Annotated in this window: 20 protein-coding genes; 5 read left to right on the forward strand and 15 right to left on the reverse strand. The window is 53.0% G+C overall.

All coding sequences use genetic code 11. From position 1 onward, the window contains the following. Positions 1-78: 78 nt before the first annotated feature. Positions 79-1,158 (reverse strand): 3-isopropylmalate dehydrogenase, encoded by a 1,080-nt coding sequence (leuB, locus tag HRQ63_RS08695; protein ID WP_037283251.1) that lies wholly within the window; start codon positions 1,156-1,158, stop codon positions 79-81. Positions 1,159-1,435: 277 nt separating this feature from the next. Here leuB and HRQ63_RS08700 point away from each other — a divergent pair, with 277 nt between their 5' ends. Continuing rightward, on the forward strand, positions 1,436-2,416 hold the full coding sequence (locus HRQ63_RS08700) for an aldo/keto reductase (RefSeq protein ID WP_037283254.1): 981 nt from the start codon (positions 1,436-1,438) through the stop codon (positions 2,414-2,416). Positions 2,417-3,068: 652 nt separating this feature from the next. On the opposite strand, the gene HRQ63_RS08705 is transcribed toward HRQ63_RS08700, so the two are convergent. The 12 genes from HRQ63_RS08705 to HRQ63_RS08760 all read right to left on the reverse strand — a co-directional run bounded on the left by HRQ63_RS08705 (position 3,069) and on the right by HRQ63_RS08760 (position 17,026). Continuing rightward, on the reverse strand, positions 3,069-4,616 hold the full coding sequence (locus tag HRQ63_RS08705; protein WP_037283257.1) for a 2-isopropylmalate synthase: 1,548 nt from the start codon (positions 4,614-4,616) through the stop codon (positions 3,069-3,071). Between the two features lie 156 nt (positions 4,617-4,772). Further along, complete coding sequence (gene ilvC, locus HRQ63_RS08710; protein WP_037283260.1) at positions 4,773-5,765, reverse strand: ketol-acid reductoisomerase; 993 nt, start codon at positions 5,763-5,765, stop codon at positions 4,773-4,775. Between the two features lie 474 nt (positions 5,766-6,239). Continuing rightward, positions 6,240-6,737: an acetolactate synthase small subunit gene (gene ilvN / locus HRQ63_RS08715; RefSeq protein WP_037283263.1), complete on the reverse strand. Its 498-nt coding sequence runs from the start codon at positions 6,735-6,737 to the stop codon at positions 6,240-6,242. A gap of 2 nt (positions 6,738-6,739) precedes the next feature. Continuing rightward, the gene (gene ilvB, locus HRQ63_RS08720; RefSeq protein ID WP_172242007.1) at positions 6,740-8,500 is read right to left on the reverse strand and encodes a biosynthetic-type acetolactate synthase large subunit; all 1,761 of its coding nucleotides are present in this window, start codon (positions 8,498-8,500) and stop codon (positions 6,740-6,742) included. 734 nt (positions 8,501-9,234) lie between these two features. Beyond that, entirely contained in the window at positions 9,235-10,209 is a 975-nt protein-coding gene (locus HRQ63_RS08725) for an ABC transporter permease (protein WP_172242010.1), read from the reverse strand. Then, positions 10,210-11,286 carry an ABC transporter permease gene (locus HRQ63_RS08730; RefSeq protein WP_172242013.1) on the reverse strand — a complete coding sequence of 359 codons (1,077 nt, stop codon included), beginning with the start codon at positions 11,284-11,286 and terminating at the stop codon, positions 10,210-10,212. Beyond that, positions 11,283-12,815: an ABC transporter ATP-binding protein gene (locus HRQ63_RS08735; protein ID WP_172242016.1), complete on the reverse strand. Its 1,533-nt coding sequence runs from the start codon at positions 12,813-12,815 to the stop codon at positions 11,283-11,285. The genes HRQ63_RS08730 and HRQ63_RS08735 overlap by 4 nt, the downstream gene beginning before the upstream one ends. Positions 12,816-12,972: 157 nt before the next feature. Beyond that, positions 12,973-14,013 (reverse strand): BMP family lipoprotein, encoded by a 1,041-nt coding sequence (locus tag HRQ63_RS08740; RefSeq protein WP_172242019.1) that lies wholly within the window; start codon positions 14,011-14,013, stop codon positions 12,973-12,975. 378 nt (positions 14,014-14,391) lie between these two features. After that, positions 14,392-14,751, reverse strand: a complete 360-nt coding sequence (gene rplT / locus HRQ63_RS08745; RefSeq protein ID WP_037283275.1) for a 50S ribosomal protein L20 — start codon at positions 14,749-14,751, stop codon at positions 14,392-14,394. 32 nt (positions 14,752-14,783) lie between these two features. Continuing rightward, positions 14,784-14,984, reverse strand: a complete 201-nt coding sequence (gene rpmI, locus HRQ63_RS08750; protein WP_037283278.1) for a 50S ribosomal protein L35 — start codon at positions 14,982-14,984, stop codon at positions 14,784-14,786. A gap of 12 nt (positions 14,985-14,996) precedes the next feature. Further along, positions 14,997-15,494 (reverse strand): translation initiation factor IF-3, encoded by a 498-nt coding sequence (infC, locus tag HRQ63_RS08755; RefSeq protein WP_172242022.1) that lies wholly within the window; start codon positions 15,492-15,494, stop codon positions 14,997-14,999. Between the two features lie 293 nt (positions 15,495-15,787). Further along, a complete protein-coding gene (locus HRQ63_RS08760; protein WP_172242025.1) occupies positions 15,788-17,026 on the reverse strand; it encodes a glycosyltransferase family 2 protein in 1,239 nt (412 codons plus the stop codon). A gap of 613 nt (positions 17,027-17,639) precedes the next feature. Between HRQ63_RS08760 and HRQ63_RS08765 the strand changes: the two genes are divergently transcribed. Together HRQ63_RS08765 and HRQ63_RS08770 are read left to right on the forward strand one after the other, a co-directional pair. Continuing rightward, positions 17,640-18,167, forward strand: a complete 528-nt coding sequence (locus tag HRQ63_RS08765) for a phosphatase PAP2 family protein (RefSeq protein WP_037283288.1) — start codon at positions 17,640-17,642, stop codon at positions 18,165-18,167. 168 nt (positions 18,168-18,335) lie between these two features. Next, entirely contained in the window at positions 18,336-19,478 is a 1,143-nt protein-coding gene (locus HRQ63_RS08770) for an MGDG synthase family glycosyltransferase (protein ID WP_172242028.1), read from the forward strand. Positions 19,479-19,955: 477 nt separating this feature from the next. On the opposite strand, the gene trmB is transcribed toward HRQ63_RS08770, so the two are convergent. Beyond that, positions 19,956-20,717 carry a tRNA (guanosine(46)-N7)-methyltransferase TrmB gene (trmB, locus tag HRQ63_RS08775; RefSeq protein ID WP_172242031.1) on the reverse strand — a complete coding sequence of 254 codons (762 nt, stop codon included), beginning with the start codon at positions 20,715-20,717 and terminating at the stop codon, positions 19,956-19,958. A gap of 289 nt (positions 20,718-21,006) precedes the next feature. Next, positions 21,007-21,192, reverse strand: coding sequence for a hypothetical protein (locus HRQ63_RS08780; RefSeq protein WP_037283302.1), 186 nt, complete (start codon positions 21,190-21,192; stop codon positions 21,007-21,009). 386 nt (positions 21,193-21,578) lie between these two features. Between HRQ63_RS08780 and mnmL the strand changes: the two genes are divergently transcribed. Together mnmL and mnmM are read left to right on the forward strand one after the other, a co-directional pair. Next, entirely contained in the window at positions 21,579-22,547 is a 969-nt protein-coding gene (mnmL, locus tag HRQ63_RS08785; protein ID WP_172242034.1) for a tRNA modification radical SAM protein MnmL/YtqA, read from the forward strand. Between the two features lie 4 nt (positions 22,548-22,551). Next, positions 22,552-23,136, forward strand: a complete 585-nt coding sequence (gene mnmM / locus HRQ63_RS08790; RefSeq protein WP_172242037.1) for a tRNA 5-(aminomethyl)-2-thiouridylate-methyltransferase MnmM — start codon at positions 22,552-22,554, stop codon at positions 23,134-23,136. The last annotated feature ends 33 nt before the right edge of the window (positions 23,137-23,169 follow it).

A 23,169-nucleotide genomic window follows, 5' to 3' on the forward strand; every position in this document is an offset into this window, starting at 1 on the left:
TCTGAAACTCATGACACTATGTTATCACCGGGATTTTTCGAAGTCAAGATTATAACGCTTATTTGTTTATAATAATTATCATTTGCGAATTGCGTTGAGAATTTGCTCGCCCATTTGCGTCGTGGACAGCGCATCTCCGCGTCCTGCGGCGATGTCGCTTGTGCGGTGCCCGGCATCGAGAACTTCGGCGACCGCACGCTCGATCGCGTCCGCCGCTTCTCCGTATCCGAACGTCAGGCGCAGCATCAATGCCGTAGACAGGATCGTTGCGATCGGGTTCGCCAGTCCTTGTCCGGCGATATCCGGCGCGGAACCATGGACGGGCTCGTACAGGCCATAGCTGCCTTCGCCCATCGAAGCCGACGCGAGCATGCCGATCGAACCGGTCAGCATCGCGGCTTCGTCGCTCAGGATATCGCCGAACATATTCTCCGTCACGATGACGTCGAAGCTCGACGGACGGCGCAGCAGCTGCATCGCGCAGTTATCGACGAGTACATGCTCCAGCTCGACTTCCGGATAGTCGGCCGAGATGCGAATGACCGTTTCTCTCCATAGGCGCGACGTTTCCAGGACGTTCGCTTTATCGACCGAAGCCAGTTTTTTGCGGCGTTTCATGGCGATATCGAAAGCTTGGCGGGCGATCCGCTCAACCTCGGTTACATTGTATGCGCAAGTATCGACCGCTTCTTCGCCGTGTTCCGTTTGACGACGGAATTTTTCGCCGAAGTAGATGCCGCCCGTCAGCTCGCGCACGACCATCAGATCCGTGCCTTCCAGTACTTCAGGCTTCAAAGTGGATGCGTCTTTCAGACAGTCGAACACGACAGCCGGACGAAGATTCGAGAACAGGCCGAGCTCTTTGCGAATGCCGAGCAGCCCGGTTTCCGGACGAAGCTCTTTCGGGTTGTTGTCCCATTTCGGCCCGCCGACCGCGCCGAGCAGCACGGCGTCCGCACGCTTACAGACTTCGAGCGTTTCCGCCGGAAGCGGCGTACCCTTCTCGTCGATCGCGATTCCGCCGAACAACGCATGTTCCGTTTCGAAAGAATAACCGAATACTTCGCCGACCTTTTGCAATACTTTCTCCGCTTCCGCCACTACCTCCGGCCCGATGCCGTCTCCTGCGATTACCGCGATCTTTTTCGTCTCAGCCATCTGTCGCACTCCCTATTCTCCATGGAATTCCGGCCGGCCAAAGCTTAGCGTTCCGTTACCGTCCCGGTTGTAAACCTCTATTCAAAAACAGTAACATACTCCGTCAGAGATTGACCAAGATATAGAAACTATCAGCTTGATAGGAGTTGCCTATAAACGAATTCATGCGACTTACCTAAAGAAATTTGCTTCTGATTAAGCGCATTGTTACAGTTTAAGGGTAATGATGAAGGAATACGTTTTCGCCAAATCGAGATCGAGGAGCTGAGCCAAAAGCATGGAATACGCATACCTGGGAAAATCGGGGCTGAAAGTGAGCCGTATTTGTTTGGGGACGATGAATTTCGGAGGACAGACCGACGAAAAGGATTCGTTCCGCATCATGGATGCCGCGCTTGAAGCGGGAGTCAATTTCTTCGATACTGCAAACGTTTACGGAGGCAAAGACAACGCGGGCCTGACGGAAGAAATCATCGGACGCTGGTTCAAGCAGGGCGGCGGACGCCGGGAAAAAGTCGTGCTGGCGACCAAGGTCTACGGCGGCATGAGCGATCCGCACGACGGACCGAACGGCGATCGCGGATTGTCCGCTTACAAGATCCGCCGTCATCTGGAAGGTTCGCTGAAGCGTCTGCAAACCGATCACGTCGAGCTTTACCAAATGCACCATATCGATCGCAACGTCGGCTGGGACGAGCTGTGGGGCGCTTTTGAAGTAGCCGTGCAGCAGGGCAAAATCGGCTATGTCGGCTCCAGCAACTTTGCCGGTTGGGATATTGCGGTCGCGCAAAAGGAAGCGGAAAAACGCGGCTTCCTCGGCTTGATCTCAGAACAGCATAAATACAGCCTGCTTACCCGCCAACCGGAGCTTGAAGTACTGCCGGCTTCGCAATCGCTGGGTCTCGGCGTGATTCCTTGGAGTCCGCTCGACGGCGGTCTGCTCGGACGCAACGCGCTGAAAAAAATCGAAGGCTCGCGCAGCGGCGGCAATGCCGAACGCGTCGAAAAACATAAAGAGCAGTTGGAGCAGTTTGCCGAATTCAGCGCCGAATTGGGCCATCCGCAGGATACGGTGGCTTTGGCTTGGGTGTTGGCGAATCCGGCGGTTACCGCTCCGATCATCGGGCCGCGTACGCTGGAGCAGTTCGAAGACGCGCTGCGCATTCTCGACGTGAAGTTCGACGAAGACGCGTTGAAGCGTCTGGACGAAATCTTCCCGGGGCCGGGCGGTTCGGCTCCGAACGCTTACGCTTGGTAAACGTTCGGGCGTACAACTAGCTTAAGATCAGGCGAAGCATGTGCATCAAGCGAGTATGTTGGCAGCGGATCTTGCTGCCTGTGCGGTGCGAGAATGACGAAGAGCATGACCAATGCGATGGATAGACGTTCGAGGATTTGTTTGATAAAAGCGAAAAACAAACGAGAGATGCTCCGATTTTCGGGGCATCTTTTTTGGGCTGGNNNNGGCTGGGCTGGGCTGGGCTGGGCTGGGCTGGGCTGGGCTGGGCTGGGCTGGGCTGGGCTGGGCTGGGCTGGGCTGGGCTGGGCTAACGGATTGTATGTCCTTTAGAATCCCAGATCAACCCCCGCCGCTATTTTAACGGCTCGCATATCCGTCAAACGCTTTTTTCTTCGTCTTTCCCGCCGAAATTCAGCAAATTTTTACGCTAAGAGTTATCTCGATCCGTTAAAAATCCGCAGCCGCTCCAAATGCCCTTTAAGCGTCATTTCAATCCGTTAGAAATTTTTCTAGCTGCGAATCTCGCCTCAAGCCAGCTCAGCTTTTCAACAAAAAAACCGACTTCCATTTGCTGAAGGAAGTCGGTTTTTTTATAAAGACACCTTGTGCGGATCGAGCGAATCGAATTTCCCCTGTCTCGATCGCGTTCACGTTTTGTTCGCCTAAACGTTTACCAGACTTTTTCGGCGCCTTTACGCCCGCCCGGCAAACGGCGTTCCGCTGCCAAACGATTGAGCGCGTCGATGTAAGCGCGAGCGCTGGCTTCCAGTACGTCGGTGCTTACGCCGCGACCGCGGACTTCGGTCTCGCCTTGGCGCATCGTAACATGCACTTCGCCGAGCGCGTCTTTTCCGAGCGTGACGGCCTGAATCGAATAATCGACCAGCGTCACTTCTTCGCCTACCGCCTGATCAATCGCGTTGTAGATCGAATCGACGGTACCGTTTCCGCCTGCTTCGGCGCTGCGATTGCCTTCGCCCGCGACAGAAACCGTTACGCTGGCTTTCGGCGCGGCTTCGGTGGCGAACGAGAAGCTGAGCGACTCCAGCCCGTATTGCTCAGGCGCATCCGGAAGACGCTCTTCGAGCAAAGCCAGCAGATCTTCGTCGGTGATTTCTTTCTTTTTGTCCGCCAGGTCTTTGAACTTGGCGAAAGCTTCGTTCAACTGCTCTTCTTCCAGCTTATAGCCCAATTCAAGCAATTGCTCGCGGAAAGCATGACGGCCGGAGTGTTTACCGAGTACCAGCTTGCTTTCTTTGAAACCGACCGTTTCCGGAGACATGATCTCGTAGGTCGTCTTTTCCTTGAGCATGCCGTCCTGGTGAATACCCGATTCGTGCGCGAACGCGTTGGCGCCGACGATCGCTTTGTTGCCCGGTACGTTCATTCCCGTCAATTTGCTGACAAGGCGGCTTGTGCGGGCAATCTCGCTCAGCACCAATCCGGTCTTCGCGCCGAAGTAATCGCTGCGAGTTTCCAATGCCATCGCGATTTCCTCGATCGCCGTATTGCCGGCACGCTCGCCGATTCCATTGATCGTGCCTTCAATCTGATCCGCGCCGTTCAGAATGGCCGCCAACGTATTCGCGGTTGCCATGCCGAGGTCGTCGTGGCAGTGCGCGCTGAGTTGAACCTTTTCGATGCCCGGCACGGTTTCTTTCAAGTGACGGAAAATGGCGCCGTACTCTTCCGGGTTCAAATAACCGACGGTATCCGGAATGTTGACGACGTAAGCCCCTTCCCGAATCGCCATCGCTACCATCTCGGCACGGAAGTCCGCTTCGGTACGACCTGCATCCTCTAGCGAGAACTCGATCTTCGAGAAGTATTTTTTGGCGTAACGAATCGCGGATTGAGCCGCTTCCAGCACCTGATGCTTCTCCATCTTCAACTTGTATTTCCGGTGGATCGGCGAAGTTGCCAGGAAAACGTGCAGGCATGGGTCAGCTGCGCCTTTCAGTGCTTCACGCACCGCGTCGATATCGGCTTCGCGCGAGCGTGACAAGCCGACGACGCTGGCATTTTTCACGGCGCGTGCAACCGCGTTGACTGCTGCCAGGTCTCCCGGAGAAGCAGCCGGGAATCCGGCTTCCATCCGATCGACGCCGAGCTTTTCCAATTGATGGGCAATCTCGACTTTTTCTCGCGTGTTCAGGTTGACGCCGGGCGACTGTTCGCCGTCGCGCAGCGTCGTGTCGAAGATATGAATTTTCCGCACGATTTGGCCTCCTTCATGAAGTTCGAATGAATGCGCAAAGGGGCCACCCCGGACGCCGCATTTTTGCGGCGCGGGATAGGCCCCGTCCCGATACGCTGTCATCGCCTTGCGCCGTATTCACGGCCCGGCGACAACAGGCATCAAGCTTCAGGTATCTTACTTTTTGATCCAGTGCATCATGTCGCGCAGCTGCGAACCTACAACTTCGAGCTGGTGCTCGGATTCGTTGCGGCGCGTCGCAGTCAGGAATGCACGGCCGGATTGGTTTTCCAGCATGAAGTCGCGTGCGAATTTACCTTGTTGAATATCGCTCAGCACTTCTTTCATCGCTTTCTTCGTGTCTTCCGTTACGATGCGGGGACCCGTTACATAGTCGCCGTATTCCGCGGTGTTACTGATGGAATCGCGCATTGTGGAAAGGCCGCCTTCATACATCAGGTCAACGATCAGCTTCAGCTCGTGCAGGCACTCGAAGTAAGCCATTTCCGGCGCGTAGCCAGCTTCAGTCAGTGTTTCGAATCCGGCTTTAACCAGGGCGCTTACGCCGCCGCACAGTACGGCTTGTTCGCCGAACAGGTCCGTTTCGGTTTCTTCGCGGAACGAAGTCTCGATAACTCCGGCACGCGTACAACCGATGCCTTTTGCGTAAGCCAGGCCGATTTGCTGCGCTTTGCCTGTCGCGTTTTGGTGGATCGCGATCAGACCCGGTACGCCAAATCCTTCTTCATAGGTTCTGCGAACCATGTGACCTGGGGATTTCGGAGCAACCAACAGAACGTCGTTGCCTTCTTTCGCTACGATTTGACCGAAGTGAACGTTGAAGCCGTGTGCGAACAACAGTGTCGCATCGCTTTTCAGGTTCGGTTCGATTTCGCTTTTATACACGGAGGCTTGCGTTTCGTCAGGCATGAGGATTTGAACGACGTCGGCACGCTTCGTTGCTTCCGCAACCGACAGCACTTCGAAGCCGTCTTCTTTTGCTTTGTTCGCCGATTTGCCTTCGCGAAGACCGACGATTACCTGAAGACCGCTGTCACGCAGGTTTTGTGCGTGTGCATGTCCTTGGCTTCCGTAGCCGATAATCGCGATCGTTTTTCCTTGAAGCACGCTCAGGTCTGCATCATTTTCGTAATAAGTAGTAATTGCCATTCTTATTTCCTCCTTTGTGTATAAAGCCTCAACCCTGCCCAAACAAGCGGGTAGCTCAGCGGAGTTTTGCCTACGACCCTTTGCAAGGATCAAAAATGCTGTCCGCAAAAGAAGCTTGGCGCTACGGGAGAAATTCGTTCAAATCGCTGTCTCACTCGGAAAGGTTATTGAAATTTCAGATGAATACTTTCCGAGTTCAAAGGCGATTTTCACTGAATTTCTCCCTCAGCTCAGAGGCTTCCTTTACCATCATTATTTTTGAAACTTTGCGGATCTTTCTTTTTAATGTAGGTAAAAAAACTCCGTTCAGCTCCCCGCTTGGTCGGGGCATATGTGTATGGATTCCGGAAGCGATATTAAATGCCGCTTCCGGGAAATCCGACTTGTCCGTCGTGTATACCGTTTGTACAATAGATCGTCTACATCATTCGATTCGCCGGCGAAGCTCGTTTTCCTGCTTGTTACTGGTTTCCTTTAGGCGTTGCCGCGGATCATGGCGGTCACGCCGGTGCGGGACAGTTCGCGGATGCCGTAAGGAGACAGAAGTTCGATCATCGCGTCGATCTTTTCGGTGTCTCCGACAACTTGAACCATCAGGCTGTGGGTACCGATATCGACGACCGCGGCGCGGAAGGTCTCGACCAATCCCATGATCTCGGGACGAGCGGTCGGCTCGGATTTGACTTTGATCAGCGCCAATTCGCGGCCGACCATCGGGTTTGCGCTCAAGTCGACGACTTTGATGACGTCAATGATTTTGTACAATTGCTTTTCGATCTGTTCAACGGTTTTGTCGTCGCCCGTGGTTACGATGACCATTCGGGAAAGCCCTTGCTCTTCCGATTGGCCCACTGTAATGCTCTCGATGTTGAATCCGCGGCGGCCGAACAATCCGGATACCCGTTGCAGCACGCCCGGTTGGTCATTCACCAGGATTGAAATCGTGTGTCTGGTCTGCGTCGTATTCGTCATCGTTATTCGTCTCCCATCAACATTTGATCCAGCGTCATGCCTTGCTGTACCATCGGATACACGTTCTCGCCTTTTTCGACTACAAAATCAATGACGACCGGTCCCGGCGTATCCATCGCTTCCTGCCAAACGGCTCTTGCTTCCGCTTTGGTCGATGCCCGCAAGCCTTTGACGCCGTAAGCTTCAGCCAGTTTAACGAAATCAGGGCTACCCGCCAGGTCGATATGGCTGTAGCGGTTTTCGTAAATCAATTCCTGCCACTGGCGAACCATGCCGAGAACCTGGTTGTTGAGGATCACAATCTTGACCGGAATATTATTGATTGCACAGATGGCAAGTTCTTGCGAGCACATCTGGATCCCGCCGTCGCCGTTGATCGAAATGACCATACGGTCCGGCTGAGCCATCTGAGCGCCGATCGCGGACGGAAGTCCGAAGCCCATCGTGCCCAAGCCGCCGGAAGTGATCCATGAACGCGGGTGGTTGAACTTGTAATACTGGGCGGCCCACATTTGGTGCTGACCGACGTCGGTCGTGACGATGGCTTCGCCTTTGGTCGTCTCGTTGAGCAATTCGACTACCCATTGCGGCTTCAGGCCGATCTCGTCTTCCTTGTAATCGTCTTTGTAACGGAACGGCTTCTCCGCTTTCCATTGTTGAAGCTGCGAGCGCCATGCGTCCGCACGATCAGCTCGAGTCACCGTCTTGTTCAGCAGTTCCAATACGGTTTTCACGTCGCCTACGATCGGAATGTCCGTCTTCACGTTTTTGCCGATTTCTGCCGGATCGATATCGATATGCGCGATTTTGGCTTTCGGCGCGAATCCGTTCAGCTTGCCGGTTACCCGGTCATCGAAGCGTGCCCCGATACTGATTAACAGATCGGCATCCTGAATCGCCATGTTCGAAGCGAACGTTCCGTGCATGCCCGGCATGCCTGTCCACAAGTCGTTTCCGCTCGGGAAACCGCCGAGTCCAAGCAGCGTGGTCGTGATCGGAATACCCGTTTTTTCGACCAATTCCAGCAGTTCTTCATGACCGCCGGAGTAAACGACGCCGCCGCCTGCGAGAATCAGCGGACGTTCCGCTTGCGAGATCGCTTCGGCCAAACGCTCGACTTGCAGCTTGTTCGGCGCCATGCGCGGGTTATATCCTCTCAGCGCTACCGGTTCGGTATGAGGCTGGAACAGCGTCATTGCCGCCGATACGTCTTTCGGAATATCGATCAATACCGGACCTTTACGACCTGTGTTCGCGATATGGAAAGCTTCGTGAATGATCCGAGGAAGCTCGTCTACGCTGCGTACCAGGTAACTGTGCTTGGTGATCGGCATCGTGATGCCTGTGATGTCCGCCTCTTGGAAAGCGTCGGTTCCGATCAGCGTGGAGGCTACGTTGCCCGTAATGACGACCAGCGGAGTCGAGTCCATGTACGCCGTCGCGATCCCTGTTACCAGGTTGGTTGCTCCGGGACCGGAGGTTGCGATACAGACGCCGACTTCGCCGGCTGCGCGAGCGTAACCGTCCGCCGCGTGAATCGCGCCTTGTTCATGCCGGGTCAACACGTGGTGGAAATCTTTGAAGCCGTACATCGCATCGTAGATATACAATACCGCACCGCCCGGGTATCCGAACACGCATTTGACACCTTCAAGTACCAGGCTGCGGAGCAGGATATCCGAACCTGTCAAGACTTCCTGTTTATCCACCCATTTTTCTTTCAATTCTTCCGTCGATCTCGCTTCTGGCATTTGTGCGCTCATCGTTTTTCCCCCTTCCAAAGATTACATCAATCTCACATCGTCAGTTTGTAAAGGGCCTTCAAAACGAGTTTTCCCCGTTTATCGGCAGCGGCTTTGCTAGGCGGACTACGAATTTGTATAGGTCTGAAAAACCAAAAAACCTTTCGCTCCGCAAAGCAGACAATCTGCTTCGAGGGACGAAAGGTTATAATCCTCACGTGGTACCACCCAAATTTGCCGACGCCTCGCAGCGCACAGCCTCAAGCGGGTTTAAAATCGGATGTCCGATTCCAAACTCGCGGTTCGTAACGCGAACCTCACGATTTTCCCTAATACCCGAATGACCGCTTCAAACAGTGATTCATTCGCTTTTCAGGAAAACAGCTCCGAGGTGAGCTCGTATATAAGGGATTTTGGCGGTGGATTGCAGCATGTAGCTTCCCCGCTCTCTGGCAAAAGGGCCCTTAAAACTTCGTCCTCTTCATAGCCGATCAGTTATTCAAGTTCTGTTTGGTGCTGAATGTTAGGGTTATTATATGACTTAAGTTTTGGGGAAGTCAACACCTATTTTCAACAAAAAATAAAAAATTGATCAGACACATACACGCTGCACGTATTCCATGTCCTTTCCACGCGAACAAAAAAAGCCGACTCCCCGTCTGCAAGAGCAGTTTGGGGAAATCAGCTTTTCTATTTGTTCATGAGTGAAAGATGCTGGGGAGACGTTGAAAACCTTGAAAATCGTATACGTATCCTCAGCGTTTTCCGGGGTCGTACGCTTCCCCGAGCGCCGCCGGAGCTCTCGATTTGCCGATCGCAACAACCAGAACGATAACCGTCAGAACGTAAGGCAGCATGAGGATGAAATCCTGCGGAATGCTAGCCGACCATTCGAACAGCTGGACATAGTTCCGGATCGCTTGCGAGAAGCCGAAGAACAACGCCGCGCCCATGATGCCGAGCGGGTTCCATTTACCGAAGATCAGAGCGGCAATGGCAATGAAGCCTTGGCCGGAGACCGTCGTGTGGGAGAACAAACCGGTGGTGGTCAGCGTGATCGTGGCGCCGCCGAGACCCGCCAGCGCGCCGCTCAGCATAACGCCGATATAACGCATGCGGTTGACGTTGATGCCCATCGTGTCCGCCGCGCTAGGATGTTCGCCGACGGAACGCAGGCGCAAGCCGAAAGTCGTTTTGTTCAGGACATAGTAAGTCACGAACACCAAAATGATCGCGATGAACGTCGTCGGATACGAGTTCAGGATACCGGTGCCGAGAATCGGACCGATAACCGGAATCGAAGCGAAATCAGGGAAGTTCAACTTCGCCAGACGGTGCAGCAGAAGCGGAGTCTCGCCGGCGCCGTCGAACAGCAGCTTAACGAGATACAGCGTAATGCCGGTCGCCAGGAAGTTGATGACGACGCCGCTGATGGTCTGGTCCGCTTTGAACGTAATCGTCGCGACGGCATGGATCAGCGAGCCCAGCACGCCGACCACGACTGCCGTAATCAGGCCGACCCAAGGCGAAGCTCCGCCCATGCCCGCTTCTTCCGCGTAATGCGTGCCGATGGCCGCGGCGAACGCGCCGAACACCATCAGGCCTTCGATCCCGATGTTAACGATACCCGAGCGTTCGGAGAACAAGCCGCCGAGTGCCGCGAAGATCAGAGCCGTCGAAAAGACGAGCGTCGTATTCAGCAGGTTGCCGAAAATAAGAAGAGAATCCATTTACAACACCTTCTCTTTCTTGCGCTTATACACAGGTTTGAGAATGAAGCGTACAATGCCCTGTGCCGCGATGAAGAAAATAATCGACCCGATCACGATTTGGATGATTTCCGGCGGAACGCCGGCATCGAAGCTCATGCCTGCCGAGCCGTAGGTCAGCGAGCCGAACAGTCCCGCGCCGGCCAATACGCCGAACGGGTGGGTCATGCCGAGCAATGCGACGGCGATCCCGTTGAAGCCGTAACCCGGCAATGAAGAATACACGCTTTGATAATGGAAAACGCCCAAGGTCTCGAACGCGCCCGCAAGGCCTGCGAACACGCCGCTGATGAACATCGCTTTCATGATGTTTTTGCTTACGTTGATGCCTGCATAACGAGCGGCTTCAGGGTTGCTGCCGACCGCGCGCAGTTCGAAGCCTTGTTTCGTTTTCCACAAGAAGTAATAGAAGAACGTCGAAGCCAGCATCGCCAGCAAAATGCCCCAGTGCACGCGGGCATTGCCCATCATCTGGGACAACCAGTCGATAGAAATGGAAGCCGAAGGCTGAATTTCTACCGAACGCTGGTTACCCGGCATCAGCAGGAACGTACGAACGATGTAGTTGCACAGGAACAGCGCCGTCCAGTTCAGCATGATCGTCGTGATAACTTCGTTGACGCCGCGCTTGGCTTTGATATAACCGGCCAGAGCCGCCCAAAGGCCGCCGAACAATGCGCCCGCGATAATCGCAAGCGGCGCATGGATCAAAGCCGGAAGTCCCGTGAGCTTGATTCCGATTAAAGAAGCGCCGGTCATGCCCATAAGCACTTGACCTTCCGCGCCGATATTGAACATCCCTGCGCGGAAAGCAAAAGCAACCGCCAGACCCGTCAGAACGAGCGGCGTCATCTCGCGCAGCGCCTCGCCGAAGCCGTACCAATCGCCGAATACGCGCGAAATCAACGCACCGTAAGCCGTGATGGGATTGTAGCCGCCGATCATCATGACGACCGCTCCCAGCAGCAGGCCCATTACGATGGCCGCGAGCGATACGATGAACGAATCGCTCGCGAACCATTTCAGAAATTTATTCATGCCTTTGTTCCTCCCTGCCGACTGCCCGCCATCATCAGGCCGAGCTCCTGGTCATTCGTCTCTTCCGGCCGTACTTCACCGATGACTTTGCCTTCATAGACGACGATGATTCGGTCAGACACGTTCAGGATCTCGTCCAATTCGAACGAAACAAGCAGAACGGCTTTCCCCTGATCCCGCTGTTGAATCAACTGAGTCTGTACAAATTCGATTGCCCCGACATCCAGGCCGCGCGTAGGTTGAGCCGCAATCAGGAAGTCCGGATTCTTATTGATTTCGCGAGCAATGATCGCTTTTTGCTGGTTGCCGCCCGACAAGGAACGGGCTTTGGTCTGAATGCTCGGCGTGCGCACGTCGAAAGCATCGACCAGACGCTTGGCGAGGTCGTTGATCGCGCGGAAATTCAGGAAGCCGCGCTTGGTGTAAGGCTCTTTGTAGTAGCTCTCGAGCACCATGTTTTCGCTGACGGAGAAGTCCAGTACAAGGCCGTGTTTGTGACGGTCTTCCGGAATATGGCCGACGCCGGATTCGGAAATCTGACGAGGCGTATGGTTGCCGATTTCTTTGCCGTTAAGCACGATCGATCCGCTATCGATCTTGCGCAGTCCGGACAAAGCTTCGATGATCTGGGTTTGGCCGTTGCCGTCAACCCCCGCCACACCGACGATTTCGCCGCGGCGCACGTCGAACGTCATGCCGTCAAGCAGAGTGATGCCTTCTTTGTTTTTAACGGAGACATCCTTCACTTCGATGACTTTTTCGCCCGGCTCGGCCGGCTTTTTGTCTACTTTGAAGGAAACGTTACGGCCGACCATCTTCTCGGCAAGCTCGAATGGGCTGGTCTCGCTCGTTTTGACCGTGTCGATTACTTTGCCGCGACGGATAATCGTCACGGTGTCGGAAACGGACATGATTTCTTTCAGTTTATGGGTAATCAAAATGATCGATTTGCCTTCGGCCACAAGCTTGCGCATGATCTCGATCAGTTCCGATATTTCCTGCGGAGTCAATACGGCGGTCGGTTCGTCGAAAATCAGGATGTCCGCGCCGCGATAAAGCGTTTTGAGAATTTCGACACGCTGCTGCATGCCGACGGAGATATCTTCGATTTTAGCATTCGGATCGATGCGGAACCCGTATTGGTCGGATAGCTTTTTGACCTTTTCCGTGGCTGTCTTATAGTCGATCTGTATACCGCCTTTGGAAGGCTCCATACCCAGGATGATGTTCTCGGTCACGCTGAATGACTGAACCAGCTTGAAGTGCTGGTGGACCATTCCGATTCCGAGTTCGATCGCTTTGTTGGGGCTGTCGATCGCGACGGCTTCCCCATTCACTTCGATATGCCCCTCGTCCGGCTGATACAGGCCGAAGAGGATGTTCATCAGTGTCGATTTACCCGCGCCGTTCTCGCCGAGCAATGCATGAATCTCGCCTTTTTGAAGCTTGATGCTGATCGAATCGTTGGCGACGATTCCGGGAAAACGCTTCGTTATTTGCTTTAACTCGACTACGGGAGTTGCAGCCATGGAATCACCCTTATCTTTCATAATAGTATGACGCAAAAGCGAAACGGGAAACGGTTCGTTTCGCGCGAGCAGCGTGCATTTTTTAACCGTAAACGTAACGACAAGGCCGGGTTCAAGGAACCGGCCTTGTCACTAGTATTATATCATCGCGCGGTGATTATTCGGCAGGAACCGTAATTTCGCCGTTCACGATTTTTTCTTTGTACGACTGAACTTCGTCCAGAACTTCTTGAGGTACGTTGACGTTCGAAGTATCCGCGATGCCTACGCCGTCGTCCTTAAGACCCAGAGTGGTGATCGTGCCGCCTTTGAACGTTCCGTCGATGACTTGCTGCGATACCGTCTTGATCGCAACGTCTACGCGCTTGATCATCGAAGTCAGAGTGATGTCCGTACCGAATTCGATCGATTGGTCTTTGTCTACGCCGATAACCCATACTTCTTGACCTTGGTTTTTGCGGTCGAGAGCTTCGTTGAATACGCCCGTGCCTGTGCCGCCGGCAGCTTGGAACACGATGTCCGCGCCGTCGTTGTACAGAGTTGCAGCAGCCGATTTGCCTTCGTCCGGCTTATCGAATCCGCTTGCGTATACAGCCGTGAATTGAGCATCAGGATTCGAAGCTTCGATGCCGGCTTTGAAGCCAACTTCGAATTTCTTGATTGTAGGGGAATCCATGCCGCCCACGAAACCGATCTTGTTCGTTTTCGTCATTTTGCCGGCAACTACGCCGACCAGGAACGCGCCTTCGTTCTCGGAGAACAGAACGGATTCAACGTTCGGTGCATCGACGGCAGCATCGATGATCGCGAAGTTGGAGTCCGGGTTTTGCTTGGCGATTTCGCCCAGCGCGCTTTCCAGCGCGAAGCCGATGCCCCAAGTCAGGTTATATCCATCTTTAACGAATTGGTTCAGGTTAGGCTGATAATCCGCTTCGCTTTTACTTTGCAGGTACTTGACTGTAACGCCTTGTTCTTTCTCGAGAGCTTGCAGAGCTTCCCAAGAAGTTTGGTTGAACGACTTGTCGTTTACGCCGCCAGTATCGGTAACCATAGCGATTTTGATGTCGCTTGCAGCAGCAGTTCCTTCACTGTCGCCACCTGTTGTCGCAGCAGTGTTGCTGCTATTGTTGCCACAAGCAGCCAGAACGAGCGAGAAGGCCAGTAGCATGAAAAGCGAGAGTTTTACAGCTTTCTTCATTTTGGATAGTTCCCCCTTAGGATCTTTGCCTGCATAAGTATCTTTCTCAGCAGGATTGCTTTCGCTTTACAGATTATACATTCAGTACGCCGCAAAATCTACTATTAAAAATCAATTTCCAAGACAAAATTCGTATTTTTTGATCTGAAATCGCTTACCTCAGTCATAGTTAACATATGCTGTGACTTAATAACGAACAATCGCTTTTTTCGTTTAAGGAAACATCGCCCAAACGCTTTACTGCAATGAACCGAATTATTCATTTTCCTCCTTACTTGTATACATCGGATTCCGCGCGATCTCTTTATAGATGAAGACAAAAAAAGATCCCTCATCCCGAAATTAAATTTCGAATGAAGGATCTTGTCTACGCTTCAATTAAGCGTTGATTTTTTCTTTTGCTGCGGATGCAAGCGTGTTGAACGCCGTAAGGTCGTTAACAGCCAGCTCAGCCAGCATTTTGCGGTTTACGTCGATACCCGCCAATTTCAGGCCGTGCATCATTTTGCTGTACGACAAACCGTTTTGACGTGCTGCCGCGTTGATACGAACGATCCACAGTTTGCGGAAGTTGCGTTTTGTCTGACGACGGTCGCGGTAAGCATAGATCAGGGATTTGTTGACTTGCTCTTTTGCTGTTTTGAAAATGCGGTGTTTGGAACCGAAATAACCTTTTGCCAGCTTCAGTACTTTTTTATGACGACGACGCGTCACGAAACCGCCTTTAACTCTTGCCATATCTAAAGACCTCCCAGTCGATTATGTTGAAACTATTTGAGTTGCTTGAGTTGTTGTGCCAGACGTCTAACGTCGCCTTGAGCCATCAGATGATCGGCTTTCAGGTTACGCTTAGCGCGCTTGGATTTGTGCGAGAGCAGGTGGTTTTTGTGCGAGCTGTAACGCGTCACTTTACCTGTACCTGTGATTTTGAAACGGCCTTTCAGACTGCTGTGTGTTTTCATTTTAGGCATTTTACTTTCCCCCTATTGGTTTTTCGGAGCCAAAATCATAATCATGCTGCGGCCTTCGAGCTTCGGTTGACGATCGACGATCGAAATTTCCGTCACTTCGTCCCGTACGCGTTCCAGCACTCTTTGACCAAGCGAAGCATGCGTGATCTCGCGGCCGCGGAAACGCACGGAGCATTTCACTTTGTCGCCGGCTTCAAGGAACTTGACCACGTTGCGCAATTTCGTGTGATAGTCGTGTTCTTCGATGTTCGCGCTGAAGCGAACTTCTTTGAGCTCGACGATCTTTTGATTTTTGCGTGCTTCTTTTTCTTTCTTTTGTTGCTCGTAACGGAACTTGCCGTAATCCATGATCCGACAAACCGGCGGTTTTGCTTGTGGCGCCATGTTCACCAAATCCAAATTCAGGTCCGCTGCCATCTGAAGCGCTTCACGAATCGGCGTAATTCCGATCTGTTCGCCTTCCGCGCCTACCAGGCGTACTTCGCGCGCCCGGATTTCCTCATTGATCATATGGTCCTTACTAATAACCGTCCACCTCCGAATCGAGTTTGTTACAAGGGCTTATTTGCCCATAATAAAAGGGATACGGACAAGCAGTCCGCATCCCGGTGATCTTCAATCTTCATGAGAAAAAACTCTTCATAAACGATCGGATCGGGAACCAGCCGATAAATACCGGACAGGTGAGAAGCGGAAGCTTCTGCTTTTGAATCCTAATAGTTAAACAACACTTGAACTACTATACCCGAGACAGAAAGAATTGTAAAGTCTTTTTCAAAACTTTTTCTCCGAATCTGTCTTGATTAGCTTTGTTCGCTCTGCATCTCATCGATCCGAACGACGCGAGTATGCTTAGTGTGGCTCCATTGCTTGTTGTTTTGCGTAAAGAACGCGTAAAACGTAATCGGGAACCACGACAGCAGATAGATCGGGAAGAGCAGCATGTACGCGTACACTTTCCACGACTTCACGTTTTCCAGAATCATGGCTACGAAGAACACCGCAACCTGAGCCAGAATCGCGACGGCAGCTACCCATAACGGAAGCAAGCTGTACATGGTCACGATATGAGGTCCGTTAAACAACACGATGTCGCCGTACAGAACCGCTGTAAGAAGAAGGGTCAACAGTACGATGTAGACGTTAACCGCGTACAGCGCCATATCGAACTTCACGATGCTGCGGTCGCGTATACTCTGCCACAACAGCGGGAAGAAGTATTTGCGCGCTACGGTAAAGTGCCCTTGCATCCAACGCAGACGCTGCACGGAAGAAGCTTTGAACGTCAGCGGCTTCTCGTCGTAGATTTTAGCGTGATAGTTGAACTTCGGATACACGCCGCGTTTCACGCAACGCATCGTGAACTCCAAATCCTCGACAAGGCTAGTCGCGCCCCATCCCATATCCTTCAACAATTTATTGTCGAAGCACATGCCCGTACCGCCAAGGAAGTTGGCCATGTTCAGGTTATGGCGGGACAACTGCCACAGACGGTTGATGTACCAATAGGAAATCCCGTAAGCAGCCGTGATCCACGAGTCGTTCGGGTTCTTCGTGTCGATATAACCCTGAATCACTTGCGCGCCTTTGCACAGATCATCGTTCATGCCGATCAGGAAGTCCGGATGTGCCAGGTTGTCGGCATCCAGCATGACGATCCCGTCATACTCGCGATCCAGCTTCCACAGTTCCTCCAGCATCCACTCGATGGCGTAACCTTTGCCGCGAAGATTCGGATTGACCCGAACGCAAGCGTTCCAACCGTGCTGGCGCACGATATCGGCCGTCTTATCGGTACAGTTATCGCAGATCACGAACACATCGTACAGTTCTTTCGGGTAACGCAGTTTTTTAAGGTTCTCCATCAAAGCCCCGATCACTTCTTCTTCGTTGTGCGCGGCGACCAAAATAGCGAAAGACTTTTGCGGCTCGAACGACTTTTCTTTTTTCTTTTTGTACAGTCCGAACAATGCAAATCCGAACTGATACACTCCGATTACGGCCAGCAGCACCTGGAGCGTCATAAATATTCCTTGCAGCATGGTTGGTTGAACCCCCTTTTTTTACCCCTATGTACACAGTAAGATCGTTTTTTTATTTTTGTCTTCTGTGCCTTGTTTTCCGTAGCGACCTTGAATGACCCGTTTTTTGTGTTAGGCTTGGCATAAATCGTTCTTTTCGATTCTGGCGATTTTGCGGACATTTGTCAAAACCGTGAAATCGCGATGCGGGGCAAAAAAAGAGCGCCTTGCCGTCAAATTCATCACAGTGGCCTGCTGATTCGCTTCCGCAACCTTGTTTATCTGCGGTTTGCTCCGGCTTTCGCGCTTTTGGTCCCTTTTCAGCGTTCCGAATCGGGGGACCTGCCCACCTCCCGTTCTTCTCGCTCTTAATTAAACGCGAGAGCACTGATAAAAGTTGGGCAATTTCGGTTAATTTTTTTTAACCCTATTATAATTGCCTTGAATCATTGTATAATTCGGGGTTGATAGAGTCAAAGTTACAACCAGATGTGGAACTGCCGTTCGGCTTGACCGTAGCTCAGGCGTATTCGAAGAATAAGCAGCGTCTTAGGCAAAGGCAAGCTCCGGTAGCAAAAAAAGACAGCCCCGTCGCCTTCTCCAATCGCCCGGGCTCTTTATCCGGAGGGATGTTATGCGTAGTTTGCTGATCAAGCTGAGCCAATTGGACCAGCGCATTTTCAAATGGGTCAACGGACGTCTGCACCATCGCGTTCTGAGTGTCCTGCTCTACTATTTGACCCATCTGGGCGGCGCCACGTTCACGATCACGGCGACGGTTCTCGCGTCCTGGCTCGCGCCGGCGCCGTGGAATTCCGCCGCCCTGCATTCGCTCGTCGCACTCGCTGTCAGCCACGTCCCCGTGGCCGTCGTCAAAAAGCTTTACCCGCGCGTTCGACCGCACCTGGCTTTGCCCGAGACGAACACGTTCCGCAACCCGCTCGTGGATCATTCGTTCCCGTCGGGACATACGACAGCGATTTTCTCGGTCACGGTTCCGATCATGCTGCTCATTCCGTGGAGCACGGCCATACTGCTTCCGATCGCCTTAATTGTAGGAACTTCACGCATGTACCTCGGTTTGCACTATCCGTCCGATGTACTGGCCGGCGGGGTTATCGGTTCGTTGACCGCTTGGTTGACGGTTGCATTATGGCCTTAAAGCGGCTATCGTAGAGGGGTATGAAGTACGCTATTCGGCAGGCTTGTAAACCGCTCGAACGAACAGCCGAACCTGCCCGGACATTGGCCGGGCAGATCGAAAAATCGGCCCGTCTTCCGCGCTGCATGGCGTCGGCGACGGGCTTTTCCGAAAAAGGTGACGAAAAACGTGTCCAAATACAGAGTCCTGATCCTGTCGGAAGGCTTCGGCGCCGGACATACGCGGGCCGCTTACGCCTTGTCCGGCAGTCTTCGCAGGCTTTGCCCCGACGTTCAGACCCGCGTGCTCGAACTCGGAAGCTTTCTGAACCCCAAGGTCGCTCCTCTGTTCATCAATGCTTACAAAAAAACGGTGGTGACCCAACCCCGTTTCGTGAGCATGATGTACAAGCAGCAGTATAAAAAGTCGCTCAATCGTCTGACGACGCTGGCTCTTCACCGCTTGTTTTACGCGCATGCAAGAGAAGTCATCGAGCAGCTCAGGCCGGATTTGATCGTGTGCACGCATCCGATTCCGAGCGCGGTGATTTCCCGCCTCAAGCGCCTGGGACTGCGCGTGCCTCTCTGCACGGTCGTAACGGATTACGATGTTCACGGAACCTGGATCAGCTCGGGCGTGGATCATTATCTGGTCTCTACGCAAGAAGTGAAAAACAAAGTTCTGCAACGCGGAGTATCGCCTTTTCGGATCGACGTGACCGGCATTCCGGTGGATCCGAGCTTCTGGGAACATCCGGTCAAAGCAAGCATCTTGCAGGAAATGGGCCTTAAAGCCATGCCGACCGTGCTCGTGATGAGCGGCGGTTGGGGCCTGATGAACGGTGATGTACTGAATCCCTATCTGACCCGTTGGCGGCAAGACGTCCAATTGGTCTTCTGCGTCGGAAGCAACGAAAAAGCGATGCGCAAGTTAAAAAAAGATCCCCGTTTCCAGCATGAAAACATTCACGTGATCGGGTATACGAAAGAGATCGACAAGCTGATGGAAGCTTCCGATCTGCTGATTACGAAGCCCGGCGGGATGACCTGCACCGAAGGCTTGGCCAAAGCCCTTCCGATGTTATTCCACAATCCGCTGCCCGGCCAGGAAGAAGAGAACTGCGAATACTTCACCAGCAAAGGTTGGGGAGAACGCTTGTCTTCGCTGGAGGTGGTCGGCAAATGGATGACCCGCCTGACGGACGAGGAACAATATGCGGAACTCGCGAGCAGACGCGCCGAGAGCCGCCGCAACATCGAAAAGCTCCGCCCGATGCAAAGCGCCAAGCGTATCATCGAAATCCTGGAAACCACAAACAAGGTGCCCCAATAAGCGTATTCGCTTGGGGGCGCCTTTTCTTTTGCAGTTCCTGTTCGTTTTTTGGGGTGGAAGGCCTAGGGGCGGCTCCAGGGATGTCTTGTTTCGGTCGCGTGTTGAACGGGGGAAGCCGGATTGGATTTTAGCAAGGAGGCTTCCCCCGTTCAAAGGCGAACGCTTATAGCATAGGCTTCCGAAGTGCATTTCTTCGAAATGCTTTAGCTCCTACACTGAAACATCCCCTCCGCCTCTCGGCCTTCCTTTTTTTCAAAAAAAGAACGAACTCCATAAAAAAAGACGCCCCCGCTCAAGGGGTCGTCAAAAGAATAAAAGATACTTCGGGTTGAGATGCGTGATGAAGCGGAGGGAGAAATTCAGTTCGAGACGCCTTTGAAAGCGGAAAGCCGAAGGCTTTCGGCTTGAGACAGCGGCTCGAACGAATTTCTCCCGCAGCGGCTCAAGCGTAACTCACCCCCCTCGAAGAAGAAGATTTTATTCTTCTCCGGCCTCTTCAGCGGCCAAGGCGGCGCGTTCATCGGAGGAGATCCGGTACGGCTCCATTCGGATTTCGTCGTAGCGTTCCAGCGCGCGCTCGCCGATCACGACTTCGCAGCGGTGGATGTTCATGCCCTTGCCCATGAATTTATGCTCATACTCGGTCATGACGTGTTCTTCGTTGATTCCGTCACGGTGCAGGTTCAGGCTGATATTGGTCATTTGCAGCCCCGAATCCGCGAACGAGTTCAACGAGAATTCGAACAAGGTCTCCGAGTCGGTCTTGAAGTGAATTTGTCCGTCGGCGTTCAGCACGCGCTTGTACATCTCCAAGAAACGCGGGTGTGTCAGACGACGACGGGCGTGCTTTTTCTTCGGCCACGGATCGCTGAAGTTCAGGTAAATGCGATCCAGTTCTCCGGGCGCGAAAATGTCTTCAAGCTTTTCCACATTGGCGCGCGCCAGCATCAGGCTCGGTGGCGTCTCGTGGCCTTGCTCTTCCCAAGCCGCTCTTGCTTTATCGCTTGCACGGCGAACGAGTTCGTCGTACATGTCGATGCCGATAAAGTTGGCTTCCGGCATGCGTACGCTGGTTCCGCTGATAAAGCGGCCTTTGCCCATGCCCAATTCTACAAAGATCGGATGGTCGTTGCCGAACAACTCGGCCCAACGTCCCTTATACTGTTCCGGTTCGAGGACAACCAGTTCCGGCTGTGCCTGCAGGTTTTCCAGGATTCCTTTTCTTCCGCGTAAACGCATGTCATTCCTCCGCTATAAAAATCTCGGCCCGGTGATCTCGGTGTCGTCTTGCTTTCGGCCCAATAGTATGCCGATACGCCCTGGATCCGAAAAGATGCCGCAGCCTCCGCCTTATTGTGCCCAACTTCCCGCTAAAAGTAAAGATAAAAGCAAGCTGCTTGCATGAAAAAGAAGCCCTTCGCGAAAGAAGGACTTCGTGGGACGACCCGCTGTTCCAAGCAAGCCGTCGATCTATGCCGGGATAATGATCCGGTTAACCGAAAAGGGGCTGACAGCTCCCTGTGCTCGTTTACTCCGTGCGATCCGCGGCAATATCGAATGTCTTTTCAAAAGCAGTACGAATTTTCTTGCGGGCATCAATTTCGATCTTATGACCGCTATGGAAACGTACGCCGGTCAGTGCCAGTGCTTCTTCGCGAGTCAGCTCAACCGAGATTCTTTCTTCCGAATGATCCGGTGCAAATTGAGTCGTCATTGTCAATCACCTCTTCATTTCTATAGGATAATCGGCTTGTGTCGGGATAAAAAGAGAGCGTTACCATCGTTGATGCGACGCTGTTTTCCCGTCTTCCGATCTTGAGATAAATATAACACATCCATGTAATATTTATCAAGCGCAAAATTTATTTTTTTATCACTATTTTTAACGTTTCAAATTATTGTTCACGGAATCAACCTTTTTTAACGGACGCAATTTTGCTAAAATTAAAGATTGACCGATAGTGCTCTGTACCCTCTCAAATAGTAGGTTTACGTTTGGCCGAAACGCACACGGGTCTAGTGTGTTTCGGCCAAACGTAACCTTACCTTCATTGGATACAGGGTAATAGTTTTCATACCGAAAGGAGTTCGACTCTTATCATGAGCATTTCTTCACCTATTTCGACTCTTGAGCCGCAATCGCCCCTTTTATGGAGCGATAAACGATTCCATACCTGGAACACCGAAATGCACGATCAATTCGGTGATAAAGTCTTCAAAGTCATGCTTGACGCCGGCTTCTCGTGTCCCAACCGTGACGGCTCCGTTGCCAAAGGAGGTTGTACGTTTTGCAGCGCACGCGGATCGGGCGACTTCGCCGGAAGCCGCCGCGACGATCTCGTGACGCAGTTCAACAATATCCGCGACCGCCAGCATCTGAAGTGGCCGAGCGCGAAATATATCGGGTATTTCCAAGCATATACCAATACGTATGCCCCGCTCGAGACGCTGCGCGAATACTACGAAGAAATTTTGAAGCAGCCCGGCGTGGTCGGTCTTGCCATCGCTACACGCCCGGACTGCCTGCCCGACGACGTCGTGGATTATTTGGCCGAGCTGAACGAGCGAACTTATCTGTGGGTCGAGATGGGTCTGCAAACGATCCACGAATCCACGTCGACGCTCATCAACCGCGCGCACGATACCGCCTGCTACGAAGAAGCGGTTGCCAAGCTGCGAGCGCGCGGCATTCGCGTCTGCGCGCATATCATCTACGGCCTCCCGCAGGAAACGCACGAGATGATGCTGGACACCGGACGCGCCGTCGCGAACATGGACGTGCAGGGGATCAAGATCCATTTGCTTCACCTCATGCGCAAAACGCCGATGGTCAAACAATATGAAGCGGGACTGCTCCGTTTCCTCGAACGCGACGAATATATCAAGCTCATTGTTGATACATTGGAAATTCTGCCTCCGGAAATGATCGTGCACCGGCTGACCGGAGACGCGCCGCGCGACCTGTTGGTCGGACCGATGTGGAGTTTGAAAAAATGGGAAGTCTTGAACGGAATCGACGACGAACTGAAAAACCGCAATACCTGGCAGGGTAAATACTGGAGGGGCTAACGTCATGGGATTTGTATCGGTACTCAATTTTGCCCAACAGTTGATTCAAAAAAGGCTGCAACCCGGCGAAATCGCCATCGATGCGACAGTGGGCACGGGAGCGGATACGTTATACCTCGCTCGAACAGTCGGCGCGCGCGGAACGGTCTACGGGTTTGATATTCAACAAGCCGCATTGGACCAGGCACGAGCACGGTTGGAAAAAGAACGGGAAGCCGGGAAGCGCCTTGCGGCTACGGAACTGGTACTGCGCAGCCACTCGGAAATGGCGGAAATTCTGCCTGCCGAGCAGCAGGGCAAGATTGGCGCCGTGATGTTCAATCTTGGCTATTTGCCGGGTGCCGAGGACTTGAGCGTGATGACCGTTCCGGCCTCGACATTGCCGGCTCTCCACGCAGCTCTGTCCCTGTTGCGTCCCAAAGGCATTTTGACTGCGATCCTCTACCCCGGGCATGAAGGCGGCGGCGCCGAAGCTTCGGCTGTCGAGCGATGGGCCGGCGAACTGCCTGTCACGACCGCACGGGTGATTCTGTACCGCCAGCCGCAAAGACCGGATGCGCCCTACCTGATTGCCGTAGAGAAGATATAAAAAATCATACATGCCCTGTCCCAGGACCGCATC

The organism is Saccharibacillus endophyticus, assembly GCF_013185185.1.
Lineage (GTDB): Bacteria > Bacillota > Bacilli > Paenibacillales > Paenibacillaceae > Saccharibacillus > Saccharibacillus endophyticus.